This window comes from Paraburkholderia gardini, assembly GCF_907164575.1.
Lineage (GTDB): Bacteria > Pseudomonadota > Gammaproteobacteria > Burkholderiales > Burkholderiaceae > Paraburkholderia > Paraburkholderia gardini.
The window spans coordinates 24,242-36,566 of sequence record NZ_CAJQYY010000013.1; the positions used below are offsets into that span (position 1 = coordinate 24,242).

Annotated in this window: 12 protein-coding genes and 1 tRNA gene; 4 read left to right on the forward strand and 9 right to left on the reverse strand. The window is 63.2% G+C overall.

Features of this window, described 5'->3' with window-relative positions; translation table 11 throughout:
• Positions 1-39: 39 nt before the first annotated feature.
• Complete coding sequence (locus tag LPA34_RS12635) at positions 40-465, forward strand: hypothetical protein (protein WP_228978547.1); 426 nt, start codon at positions 40-42, stop codon at positions 463-465.
• Between the two features lie 401 nt (positions 466-866).
• Here LPA34_RS12635 and LPA34_RS12640 read toward each other — a convergent pair whose 3' ends face one another.
• From LPA34_RS12640 to LPA34_RS12675, 8 genes are all read right to left on the reverse strand, one after another.
• Complete coding sequence (locus tag LPA34_RS12640; RefSeq protein WP_228978549.1) at positions 867-1,481, reverse strand: ANTAR domain-containing response regulator; 615 nt, start codon at positions 1,479-1,481, stop codon at positions 867-869.
• On the reverse strand, positions 1,478-2,653 hold the full coding sequence (locus LPA34_RS12645; RefSeq protein ID WP_228978551.1) for a transporter substrate-binding domain-containing protein: 1,176 nt from the start codon (positions 2,651-2,653) through the stop codon (positions 1,478-1,480). Before LPA34_RS12645 ends, LPA34_RS12640 begins: the two co-directional genes overlap by 4 nt.
• Positions 2,654-2,685: 32 nt before the next feature.
• Positions 2,686-3,969, reverse strand: coding sequence for an amidase (locus LPA34_RS12650; protein ID WP_228978553.1), 1,284 nt, complete (start codon positions 3,967-3,969; stop codon positions 2,686-2,688).
• Positions 3,970-3,995: 26 nt separating this feature from the next.
• Entirely contained in the window at positions 3,996-4,703 is a 708-nt protein-coding gene (locus LPA34_RS12655) for a branched-chain amino acid ABC transporter ATP-binding protein (RefSeq protein WP_228978554.1), read from the reverse strand.
• Entirely contained in the window at positions 4,700-6,556 is a 1,857-nt protein-coding gene (locus LPA34_RS12660) for an ABC transporter permease subunit (RefSeq protein WP_411178968.1), read from the reverse strand. The genes LPA34_RS12655 and LPA34_RS12660 overlap by 4 nt, the downstream gene beginning before the upstream one ends.
• Positions 6,549-7,382 carry a branched-chain amino acid ABC transporter permease gene (locus LPA34_RS12665; RefSeq protein WP_228978556.1) on the reverse strand — a complete coding sequence of 278 codons (834 nt, stop codon included), beginning with the start codon at positions 7,380-7,382 and terminating at the stop codon, positions 6,549-6,551. Before LPA34_RS12665 ends, LPA34_RS12660 begins: the two co-directional genes overlap by 8 nt.
• A 79-nt stretch (positions 7,383-7,461) precedes the next feature.
• Entirely contained in the window at positions 7,462-8,634 is a 1,173-nt protein-coding gene (locus tag LPA34_RS12670; RefSeq protein WP_411178970.1) for a substrate-binding protein, read from the reverse strand.
• A 75-nt stretch (positions 8,635-8,709) separates the two neighbouring features.
• Positions 8,710-9,600, reverse strand: coding sequence for a nitrilase family protein (locus tag LPA34_RS12675; RefSeq protein WP_228978559.1), 891 nt, complete (start codon positions 9,598-9,600; stop codon positions 8,710-8,712).
• Positions 9,601-10,199: 599 nt separating this feature from the next.
• Here LPA34_RS12675 and LPA34_RS12680 point away from each other — a divergent pair.
• Positions 10,200-10,412, forward strand: coding sequence for an AbrB/MazE/SpoVT family DNA-binding domain-containing protein (locus LPA34_RS12680; protein ID WP_228978561.1), 213 nt, complete (start codon positions 10,200-10,202; stop codon positions 10,410-10,412).
• On the forward strand, positions 10,412-10,807 hold the full coding sequence (locus LPA34_RS12685; RefSeq protein WP_228978563.1) for a type II toxin-antitoxin system VapC family toxin: 396 nt from the start codon (positions 10,412-10,414) through the stop codon (positions 10,805-10,807). The genes LPA34_RS12680 and LPA34_RS12685 overlap by 1 nt, the downstream gene beginning before the upstream one ends.
• A gap of 202 nt (positions 10,808-11,009) precedes the next feature.
• On the opposite strand, the gene LPA34_RS12690 is transcribed toward LPA34_RS12685, so the two are convergent.
• Positions 11,010-11,085 (reverse strand) — tRNA-Arg (locus LPA34_RS12690).
• Positions 11,086-11,380: 295 nt separating this feature from the next.
• Between LPA34_RS12690 and LPA34_RS12695 the strand changes: the two genes are divergently transcribed.
• Entirely contained in the window at positions 11,381-12,286 is a 906-nt protein-coding gene (locus LPA34_RS12695; RefSeq protein ID WP_228978564.1) for a c-type cytochrome, read from the forward strand.
• Positions 12,287-12,325: the final 39 nt, after the last annotated feature.

Below are 12,325 nucleotides of genomic sequence, written 5' to 3' on the forward strand. Positions count from 1 at the left end.
CATTGAGATCAAAAACAAATTTGCCCGAGGATATTCATCTTGAACAACGCATTAAAGAAACTAGCCACGGTCGCGGCCATATGTTCGGGTTTCGCCGGAATCGCCCACGCTGATCCTGTCACCGCAGGCTATTGGCAACTCGACTCTTATTTCCAGCCCGGTGGTGGGCATTTCAGCACGCAGATGGTCTGCCTGAATGCCGACAATACCTGGTATTCGACGACCCAGGGGCCGTGGAATGGTAACTGGTTCCAAAACGGCAACGAAGTGCAATGGTACGGCAGTCTCTCGGCCGGAGTTTCGATGCAGATAGCGACATTCGGTACCGTTCAAATTATGCAACCAACGACCATGAATGGCGAGTACGCGGAGTGGAGCGTTCCGGGCACACCGCCCCTTCAATGGAATCGACATTACACGATCACCATGACATATCAGGGTTCTGTCTGCCCCGGTCCTGCCTGAAACCAGTCAGTTGCCAGTGACGTGCGGCGGCGCGCCTATACCGTTTGCACATCCTGGCAACGTTGCGTTTTTCGATAACGCTGCCTCGAAGTCGGCGTGGTGGCTACCCGGTTGTAGCCAATGGATTCGTGTGTATTACGATTGCGAGAGAGATAGGTCATTGGCCAGGGCAAATGCCGCCCTCGGAAGTTGTTCGTGTGTGCGGCGAAGTTAGGACCGGCTCAGCTCTTCCGGGGACAGACAACCGGCAAAGGTGGCATGCCCGCGCAGCCAGGCATCCCCAATCTACGCAGGTTGGGATGACGCAGACTTCGGATTATGGAATGACGAAACAAACTCGCGACCAGGCCGCGATACCCCCACGCACCGCAACGCACATCGCGACACCGCTCCCATCACAATCAAGAAGGCTTGTCGAGACCAAGCTTCTCCAAAGCCTCCTGCGCATCGATCACCATCATCGCAACCTCACCCACAGTCGCGCGCAGTTTGGTCGCACGCGAACGGATATGTTCATAAGCTTCGCTCTCGCTTAGCCGATGCGTGTCGATCAGAATGCGCATCGCGCGCTCGATATGGCGGCGCGCCTTGATCGCTTCTTCCAGCTTGCCGATCTTGCTTTGCAGCCTTTGCTGGTAGCCCGACGAAGCGCGCGCGAGCACCAGTGTGCTGAGGATGCCGGTCGAACGATACGGTTTCGTGATCACGCCATGCGCCTGGGTATCGACGAGCATCTTGAGCGCGGTCGGGTTTTCGTAATTCGACAGCGCGATCAGCGTCGCCTGCGTATCGGCCGCGCACCAGTTCCCCGCGCTGCGCGTTTCCGGGCCGACCAGAAAAAATACCGCATCGGCGTCAGCCGGCAATTGCGACGGAAACGGCCACAGCACGCTGACCGGACAACCGATCCGGCGCAGCTGCTCGACGAGCACGTTGCGGTCGTCCCCAGGCGGATGAATCACCAGCACGCGCAGCGTGCGCAGATCATCGAAGAACCGGTGCGCCCACGTGCTCATGCCTGTTCTCCGTCGAGCCAGAATTCCGCGAGTCCGTACGAGATGAGGTAAGGATCGGGTTTGATCGGGCTGCGTCCTTCCCATACGATGTCGAACGCGCCGTCCGGCCGGCAGACCGCGATGCGCGGCGTGAGGATCGCGTGATTGTTTTCGGGATCGATGCGCAGCACGCCTTCGGGCGAATCGAACTCGACTTCATGGATCGATTCGACGAGCTTCGCGGTGTCGAGGTTTTTGGTTCGCGCCAACGCGAGCGCGAACAGATGGACCTGGTTGTACGCCATCTCCGACCACATGCTCGCGGGCTGATCGCCGAAACGCGCGCGCCATGATTTCAGGAAGCGCTTGTTGCCATCGAGATTCAGCGTGTTCAGATAGCTCGCCGAGACGATATGGCTACCGCACAGCTCGGGGCCGATCATATGCGTCTCGCCCTCGGTCATCGTCAGGCTCGCGATCGGAATGCGCGCGGGATCGATGCCGCGCTCGCGATACAGCTGATAGAACTTGCGTGCGCCGCGCCCGATCAGCGTCGAGAACACGACGTCGGGCTGCGCGGCATTGATTTGCCGCACGACTTCGTCGAGCGCGTCTGGCTCCGCATCGCTCGGCAAATAAACTTCATCGACGATTTCGCCCCCGTGTTGCTCGACCATGTCGCGCATGATGCGGTTCGACTCGCGCGGATAGATGTAATCCGCGCCGACCAGAAAGAAACGCTGGCCGTGGTTACGCAGCAGATATGCGGCGAGCTGCATGCTGTTCTGATTCGGCACCGCGCCGGTATAGATCACGTTCGGCGAATACTCGAAGCCTTCGTAGATCGAGCAATACCAGAGCAATGCGTTGTAGCGCTCGATCACGGGCAGCACCGCCTTGCGGCTCGACGACGTGGAGCAGCCAAAGATCACCGTCACGTCGTCGTCCTGCAGCATGCGCGACGCGAGCCGGTGATACTCGTCCGGATCGCTGCGCGCGTCGTAGGCGACCGGATCGAGCAGGCGTCCGTCGACGCCGCCCGCCGCATTGATTTCCTCGATCGCGAGCACCGTGCCGTAGAAATGTTCGGACCCGGTCGCGGCCGTCACGCCAGTGCGCGAGTACAGCACGCCAACTCGCCATCCGGCTTCCGCACCCGACTGTCTCGCCGACTGGCGTGAATTCGACTGCATGGCGCTATATCTCCTTTGATTTCGGTGGTCCGCTACGCAGCGATCGCGCGCTCGACGAATGCAGCCGCGGCGAGGCAGCGCGCATCGTCCCCGTGCCGGCCGATCACCTGTACGCCGAGCGGAGCGCCGCGCGCACCGCACAGCCCCGGCACGCTCACGCAAGGTGAACCGAGCAGAGTCCAGTTGCGGTTGAAAGCGGGGTCGCCAGTCGAATCGAGGCCGTCGGGCGCTTCGTCCGGCGCGCCCGGCGTGAGCAGCGCGGTGATGCCGTCGAACCACCCGGGCAGCCGCTCACGTGCGTGCTGCAGCGCGGTCAATGCATCGACGTAGCGCGCCGTATCGATGGTCCCCGCGCGCTCGAGAAAGGCTGCGAGCATCGGCGTCAGGGCGGCTCGATGTCGATCGTACTCGAAACCGAGCGTCCGGTACGCTTCGTAGCTCTGGATCGTATCGTGCGCCGCGATCATCTGTGTCATCCATGGCGCGAAACGCATGCGGCGAATCCGGCCGCCCGCCCGCTCGATCGCGCGAAACGCCGTATCGAGGACCGCATTCGCATTGTCTGTCGGCGCCGTCCACGGATAATCCTCCGGTACGCCGAACACCGGGGCTTCGAGTGCATACGCATCGGACACCGCCAGTTCGCGGCCCGACAACGCCGCGCCGAAATATGCGGCGTCGCGCACCGTCGCAGCAAAGAGGCCCACCGTATCGATAGACCACGAGAAGCATTTCATGCCCGCCGTCGGCAACATACCGAAGGTCGGCTTATAGCCGGCGATCCCGCAAAAGGACGCCGGGCGAATCGTCGAGCCCCCCGTCTGCGTGCCGATCGCAAACGGCGCAAAGCCTGCGGCGACGGCGGCGGCCGAGCCCGATGACGAGCCACCCGGGGTGCGCCCGAGATCGCACGGGTTGCGCGTGACCGTCGACGCCATGTAAGCGAATTCGCTCGTCACGGTCTTGCCGATCACGACGCCGCCGAGACGCCGCAGCATCGTGACGATCGCCGCATCGGCGCCCGGGCGGTGTTGCGCGTAGATCGGCGAACCATAGGAGGTGATGAATTCGCTCGTGTCGAAAATATCCTTGACCGCGACGGCGAGGCCGGCCAGCGGCCCCCTCGCCGCGTCGGCTGCGGACAGCGCCGCGTCACGCTGCGCGAGCGCCGTCATCGCGCGCACCTGCGGCTCGGCCTCGTCGATGCGATCGAGGGATTCGCGCATCGCGCGGCCTCGCTCGCGTGCATCGCGCTCGATGCGCGCGAGCAGATCGAGCGCTGCGCGCGGTCGGTAAAAATTGAGTTCGTTTTTCATGCGTCTGCTTTTGCGAAGATCCTGGCCTAAACGCGCAAATGCGAGAAGATCGACGTGGCAGCCGCTGCCTGCTTCGCGTCGCCCTCGTCGATGATCCCGCCTTGCTTGAGCACCGCATAGCGGTCGGCAACCTTCAGCGCGAACGATACGTTCTGCTCGATCAGCAGCAGCGTCGTGCCGTGGCGCTGCCGCTCCCACAGCAGCGCGTCGGCGAGCCGGTCGATCACCGATGGCTGCAAGCCCTCGGTGATTTCATCGAGCAGGATCATCGACGGCCGCATCATCAGCGCACGCGCGACCAGCAGCATTTTCTGCTCGCCGCCGGACAGCGTGCCTGCATACTGACGCAAACGGCTCTTGAACACCGGAAAGACGAGTTCAATTCCGGCGAAGCGCTCGTCGAACGTCGACGCCTTCTCGAGCCCGAGCCGCAGGTTGTCGCGAATGCTCAGATCGTGGAACAGCGCGTGCTCCTGCGGCGCGTACGCGATACCGGCGCGCGCAATCCGGTGCGGCGCGAGGCGCGTGATGTCCTGCCCCCGCGCATGGATCGCGCCGCTCTTTTTCGGCAGATAACCCATGATGGTCTTGAGCAAGGTCGTCTTGCCCATGCCGTTCTTGCCGAGCAGCGCGACGGCTTCGCCAGCCGCGATGGTTATCGACAGCTTGCGCAACACGATCGAATCCTTGTAGCCGCTCGTCACGTCGCGCACGTCCAGTGCGATTTCGCTCATGTTGCCTCCCGCTGCGCCGCGGCCGCGTCGCCGTGCGCGCTACCCGCATAGATCGTCTTCACCAGCTCCGAATTGACGACCTCATCGAAATTGCCTTGCATGACGATGCGCCCTTGATGCAGCACGACGATGCGCGTCGCGACCTCGGCGACGAAATCGAGATCGTGCTCGACCAGCAGGCAGCACAAGCCATACTTATGCGCGAGCGCGGCGAGCACGTTGCCGATCTGCGTGCGCTCGACCTTCGTCAGGCCCGCGGTCGGCTCGTCGAGCAGCACGATGCGCGGCTCGAGCGCGAGCACCATCGCGAGTTCGAGCGCCTGCTGCTCGCCGTGCGACAGGTCCTTCGTCACCGCGCCGAGCTTGCCGTCCAGATGCGTCGTGCGCACCACCTCCAGCGCGTACGGCGGCAACGAGAGCGTGGTCGCGCGCCGGAAAAACGACGGCCGCTCGACGATTGTGCCGGCGATGCGCAGGCATTCGGCCACCGTCAGCGTTTCGAACACGTTCGCGTTCTGAAACTTGCGGCCAAGACCGAGCCGCACGCACCGGTCGGGCGGAAATTCGCCGATGTCGCTGCCACACAACGCGACGGTCCCGGCCGAACGCTCGGCGCCGTCGCTCATGCAGCGCATCAGCGTCGTCTTGCCCGCGCCGTTCGGCCCGATCAGCCCGACGAGTTCGCCGCCGTTCGCGTTCAGGTCGATGCCCTGGAGCACCTTCAGGCTGCCGAAGTGCCGCGCGACCCCGCTCATTTGCAGCGCGGGCTCGCCAGCGGCGAGTTCGTGTGACGCACGCACCGCACGTTCGATCAGCACGGGTGCGGCAGCCGCGCCCGTCGTGAAACGCCTGAACGGCCTGATCAGCAGCGGCACCAGGCCCTGCGGCAACAGCACGATCACGACGACGAACGCCGCGCCGAGAATCAGTTGCCACGCGAACGGCATGCTGCTGCTCAGATACGCGCTGGCGACATTGATGAGCAGCGAGCCGATCACGGGCCCCCACAACGTGCCACGGCCGCCGAGCGCGACCCAGACGATCAGTTGCGTGCCGAGCACGAAGCCCGACAGTTCGGGCGCGACCACGCCGCTGAACGATCCATAGCCGAAGCCGGCAAGGCCCGCGATCACCGCGGTCACGATCAGCAACACGATCTTGATCAGCGACGTGTTGATGCCGAGATACGAGCAACGCGCTTCGTTATCCCGAATCGCGGCGAGCAGACGGCCGCCGTCGCTGCGCACGAACAGCCACGCGAGCGTCGCGACGATCAGCAACGCCGCCCCCGCGATCCAGTACCACGCGTTCAGCGGCAGATCGAAAGTGTCGAAGCCGGTCAGCCCCGAGCTCGATCCGGTCCATACGCCGCCCGACAGCAGCAGCTGGCTCAGCACGAGCGGCAGCACGAGCGACATCACGGTCGCAAAAAACGGCGACGCGCCGCGATAGAACGACAGCCAGCCGACGAGCCCGGCGACCGCCACGGTCGCGACGATCGCCACGCCGACTGCAAGCGCGACGCTCGCGGCCGAAAAGCCGCCGTGCGTAAACACCAGCCCGGCCGCATAGGCGCCGAGACCGAAGAACGCGGACTGGCCGAACGTCAGATAGCCGGTGTAGCCCCACAGGATGTCGACCGTGACGACGACGATCGAAAAGAAAAACGCCTGGATCAGGATGTTCAGCAGATACGCGCCGAACACGAACGGCCCGGCCGCGAGCAACACGACCGCGAGTCCGACCACCGTCGCGAAATCGCGCCACTGGTGCCTGCGCTGCTCGCGCGCACGCACGGCCATCCCGGCTGAATCGGCGTCTTGATGATCGAGCGACATGTTGACTTTAGCCACGAGCGAACCCCTCTGGACGAATCCGCAGCGTCAGCGCCGCGAGCACCGCGATCGTCAGGCCACCGAGCACCGGGCTCACGAACGTGCTGACGAGCACCTGGCACGCGCCGAACACGACGCACGTGAGCAGCAGGCTAACCATCGAGTAGCCGGAGACCATCACCAGCATGAATGCGCTGATGATCCACGCGACGCCCATGTCCGGATCGACGCTCGAAAGCGGCGTGATCAGCGTGCCGGCGAGCGAACCGAGCGCGGCGCCGAGGCTGAACGTGATGAAACGGATGCGGCCCGAATGGATGCCGAGACCGCGCGCGAGGTCTTCATTCATGATCACGGCGCGCGTCTTCACGCCGAAGCGCGTGCCCGACAACAGCAGCGTCATCGCTGCGCACAGTCCGAGCGCGATCGGCACCAGCAGCAGACGGTACGCGGAATATTCGGTGCCCGCTATCGACACTGCGCCCTTGACCGACGTCTGCACGAACTGCACTTCGCGGCCGAACGCCATTGTGATGATCTGTCCGATTACGATACCGAGGCCCCAGGTCGCGAGAATCGCGTCGAGTGGCCGCTTGTAGAGCGGCTTGACGATGACCTGCTCGACGAGCATGCCGACCACCGTGCCGACCACGATCGCAAGCGGCACGCTGAACCACGGATTGAGGTTGAGCTGCGTGACGACGAAGCTCGCGTAGGCGCCGATCGTCAACAATGCGCCGTGCGCGAAATTGACGATTTTCATCACGCCGAAAATCACCATCAGGCCGGCGGTCACGATGAACAGCACGGCTGCCGTTGTGAAAATATCCAGTGTCAATATCATGTCTTCTCCATGCTCGCCTGCCCTCTGCCGCCCGCCTGCCGTCACCGGCGGGCGGGCACAGCGGTGTTGCCGGCGACGACTACTTGATGTTCGGGCACTGCATGCCGGGGTCGACGTCCGGGAACGTCTGCAGCACCTTCACCGAGCCGTCTTCCTGAATCTGCCCGAGACGCATCGCGAGCGGCGCGTGGCGGCTTCTGTTCATCCTGACGGGGCCGCGCGGGCCGTCGAACGACACCTCGTCGAGCGCCTTGACGACCTTCGCCGGATCGGTCGAACCCGCTTTCTCGACGGCCGCCTTGTACAGGAAGAACGCTTCGTATTGCGGCTCGGACAATTCGTTAGGCGTCTTCACGTCCTTGCCGAATTTCCGGTCGAGCGAGGCGATGAATTTTTTGTTCTCCGGCGAATCGATGCTGGTGAGGTACGAGGCCGTCATGAAGACGCCGGTCGCGACGTCGCCCATGCCTTTCGCCGTGCCTTCGTCGATCGCGAGGTTGCCGTACGGCAGCGTGAGGCCGCTGCTCTTCAGCTGCTTCACGAGCGCGACGTTCGGCGCACCACCGGCGGTCGCGCTGATCAGCGCATCGGGCTTCGCAGCGCGAATCTTCGAGAGTACCGGCGTCCAGTCGGTGCCGTCGATCGGCAGATACGCTTCGCCGGTCACCTTGCCGCCGTGCTGCTCGATGTACTTCTTCGTGAAGTCGAGCATGCCGCGGCCAAATGCATAGTCGTTGCCGACGAGGTAGAACGTCTTCGCACCCTTGCTTTTGTCGAAGTAGTCGACGATTGGCGCGACGACCTGCTCGGGCACCCAGCCGTTCACGTGCATCCACGGGCTGCACGAGCGGCCTTCATAGAACGACGTGTAGATGAACGGCTTCTTGCCGCGCGCGATGATCGGCAGCGCGGCGTTGCGCGCGGCGCTGGTTTCCATCGAGATGATCGCGTCGACGTTCTTCTGGAATACGAGGGTGTCGTACGCCTTCTGCGCGCCGACCGCGCCCGATGCGTCGTCGGCGATTTCGAGTTCGACCTGACGGCCGAGGATGCCTCCCGCCGCGTTGATCTCGGCGACAGCGAGTTGCGACGACTGAACCACCGCCGGCGCGACGACGCTGTTCGCGCCCGACAGACCGACTGCGACGCCGATCCGGATCGGCTCGGCCGCCGACGCGGCCATGCAGGCACCGAAGCTGGCGGCGGCCGCCGCGACGGTGACAGCGGCGATTGTTTTATTGAATGGCCTCATGATGCTTCCTCGCAGTTGTGGTGAGTTCATGGAATAAATGGAACAACGCAGCCGGCAGGAATGGCACGCGCCGCTTCACGATCGCGACGTCGGCCAGCCGGTGCCGAGCATCGGGTCGTACACATCCGCGCGCCGGTCACGCAGCACATGATTGTGCGAATTCAGCGTGCGCCCCGAGCGCGTGCGGTGAATATCGATCACGCCGTACAGGATCTCTTCGCGATCGGTGCTTGCCGGGCCCGCGAGCGGCCAGCCGTCGCCGCCGACGATCAGGCTCTGCCCGATGAACGGCTGGCCGCGCTCGATGCCGACGCGGTCCGCACAGGCAATCGCGATGCCATTGCTGTGCGCGGCCGCCATCGTCAGCGTCGTCGCCATGCCCGGACGGTCGTCAGGCTGCGCCGGCATCGGCACCCAGTTGGTCGGCACGCAGACAAGGTCGGCACCTTGCATCGCCGCGAGGCGGAAGGTTTCGGGGAACCACGCGTCGTAGCAGATCGCAACGGCGATGCGTCCGAGCGGCGTGTCGAACACGGGAACACCGAGATCGCCGGGCTCGAAGAAGCGCTTTTCGTTGTCCCACAGATGCAGCTTGCGATAGACGCCGATGTGGCCGTTCGGTCCGGTAAAGAGCGCCGAGTTATAGAGGCGCTCGCCTGCGCGTTCGGCGATACCGGTCACGATATGGATGTTCAGACGGCGCGCGAGCGCGTCGAATGCCTGCGCCGTTTCACCGTCGGGCAATGAGTCGGCGAGCGCGAAGGCTTCGTCGCGGTCCGCGAACACATAACCGCTGTTGGCGAGCTCCGGCAGCACGATCAGCGATGCGCCGTTGCTCGCCGCCGTCTCGATCCGCGCGATGGCGCGGGCAACGTTATCGCGCGCTGCGCCGACGCGCGGCTCCATTTGCACGCAGGCGACGACGAAGCCGCCGGGGCTCTGTTCTGCGGGGTCGTACTGCAACATCGTTTTGATCTCCTGAAAACAAAAAGCCCCCGAATCGGCGTTCAAAAACGCAAATTCGGGGGCTGCATAGCCATCCATATGTCGCACGGCAACGTTGCCGTGGAGACGTCATTCAACATGACGCCTCAGTGGGAGCGACTCTAAGAAGCCAAATTGAGCATGTCAAGCGAATCGTTCATGTCACGACGCCAGGGAAAGCACTGCTCTTGTGTGGCGCGGCGTCCGGTGCGCACTGCGGGTGTTGAGGCTTGCTGTGCTTGCGCCGCGCCTACCGGATTTGCGGATAGATCGGCGAGTTCTTCGACACTGTTGCAGTTGGTGAAGGAGTCTGGAGAATGCGAACGATGAAGAGGTGCAGCGGTATACGAACCTGGTCGCGGATCACCTGGCGCCACTAACTGCAGCTGCATCGCCGAAGCTGGCTGCGATCTGGTTACAACGAGAAGCCGGGTAAGAGAGGAGAAGTTGCCGAAATCCTTGTAAGGATTGTTGATCAGTGGGCTATGCAGCGACGTAACCTGCCGTTCACACCATCTTGGCATGTCACGGAAACAGGCGTATTCTTACCGAATTCATATCGATCAATATGAGGCAAGACAATGACCGCCACTGCCACGCTATCCAGCAAATTTCAGATCTCCATTCCCAAAGCGGTTCGTGAAGAACAGCACTGGGAGGCCGGGCAAGAGTTCGTGTTCATTCCAAAGGGCAAAGGCGTGCTAGTCATGCCCGTACCCGAACTGGAACAGTTGGTCGGCATCGCGAAGGGTGCCAGCAAAGACAACTATCGCGACCGCAAGGACCGTTACTAATGGCAACATCAATGCGCGTGATTGATACCTCGGCCTGGATCGAGTGGTTGATCGGCAGTGCGCCAGGCAAGAAGCTGAGCAAGGAATTTCCGGACAAGTCTCGCTGCATCGTGCCGACGATCGTGCAGCTCGAATTGTCGAAATGGCTGGTGCGCGAGGTCGGTGAAGAACAAGCCGATCAGGTCATTGCCTACACACAGAAATGTATGGTCGTTCCGTTGGACACGGCCATCGCATTGCTGGCAGCTGAACTGCATCGCGAATACAAACTGGCGACAGCCGATGCGATCGTCTATGCGACAGCCCGGCAGCAGGGTGCGGATCTGCTCACGTGTGACGCGCATTTCAACGGTCTGCCGGGCACCGTCTTCGTCCAAAAGCCGCCCCGCTCGTGACTCTTTGCCCGCGTGGACGCAATTTCAGTCAGGAAGTGACGTCGCCAGGCGTGCTATGGCAGGGAGCGGCGTTGGAGGCGGTGATCGCGAAATCGTCCATCCGCAGGCTGATATTTGTGGAAAAAACAGCCAGCCCGTGCCGTAAACGACACTAATTGGTGAACGCCACAGAAGGAAAAATCGCTGGAAGGCTTATCAGATATGGTGCGCCCGGCTGGGATCGAACCAGCAACCCCTGCCTTCGGAGGGCAGTACTCTATCCATTGAGCTACGGGCGCATTTCACGAAAAACGCCGCAAAATCAACGGAAGCGGCGCCAAAGCGAGACCGAGAGCATACCGGGTTTCGGGTGACCCGTCCACCGCCCCGCCCGCTGAAGCCCGTCCGGCGGCCTTCGACATGTCACCGCGACATCCCGGCGCGATACGAAAGATTCGCGTAAACGCCTACTGAAGAGCGTCCTGCCGGCTCGCCGCCGTCGAAACGTTGCGTCTATAATCGTCCTCGTAATAAAAGAACAGGTCGTTGCCGTCACGCTGTACCGCTCACAATATCCCCGGAGACGAGACAAGCATGAGCGAAGCACCCCACGGAAATCCGATCAAGACACCCGCACAGCTACTCGCTGCGATCATCGCCGGATTTGCAATCCCAATCGTCATCATCGTTCTGCTGGCCTACTACGTCGATAACGGCACGCGCACCGGCGCCGGCACCGACGGGCTCACCGACGCCGCGGTCGACCAGCGGATCACCCCGCTAGCCCAGGTCGACATCCGCGACGCCAACGCGCCGCGCGTCTACAAAACCGGCGAGGAAGTCTACAAGGCCGTCTGCTTTGCCTGTCACGCCGCGGGCACCGCGGGCGCACCGAAATTCACCAATACCGCCGACTGGGCGCCGCGCATCGCGCAAGGCTTCGATACGTTGTGGCACACGGCGCTGACCGGCAAGGGCGCGATGCCCGCGCGCGGCGGCACGAGCCCGGACGACTACAGCGATTACGAAATCGGCCGCGCCGTCGCCTACATGGCGAACAACGCAGGCGCCAATTTCGCCGACCCACCCGTGCCGGCTGTCGGCGCTGCCGCAGGCGCATCGGGTGCTGCAGCCGCTTCGGGTGCAGCGACGACAGGTGCCTCAGATGCTGGCGCAGCGCAGGCCGCAGCAGCAATGGCTGCCATGGCGAACGTCCCGCAAGCAGCGCCCGCTTCTGGCGCGGCGCAGAGCGCGGACGCCTCGCAGGCCGGCAAAACGCTCTACACGCAGGTGTGTCAGGCCTGCCACGCGACTGGCGTGCTCAACGCGCCGAAGTACGGCGACAAGGAAGCGTGGGCGCCGCGTCTGAAGGATTCGATGGAGACGGTCTACAACTACGCGCTCCACGGCAAGGGCGCGATGCCGCCGAAGGGTGGCTCGAACGCGTCCGACGCCGACGTGAAAGCCGCCGTCGACTACATGGTCAGCGCGGCGAAGTAACGCGGGTTTCAGTCCGACCCGGCGGGCAAAACAAAAATC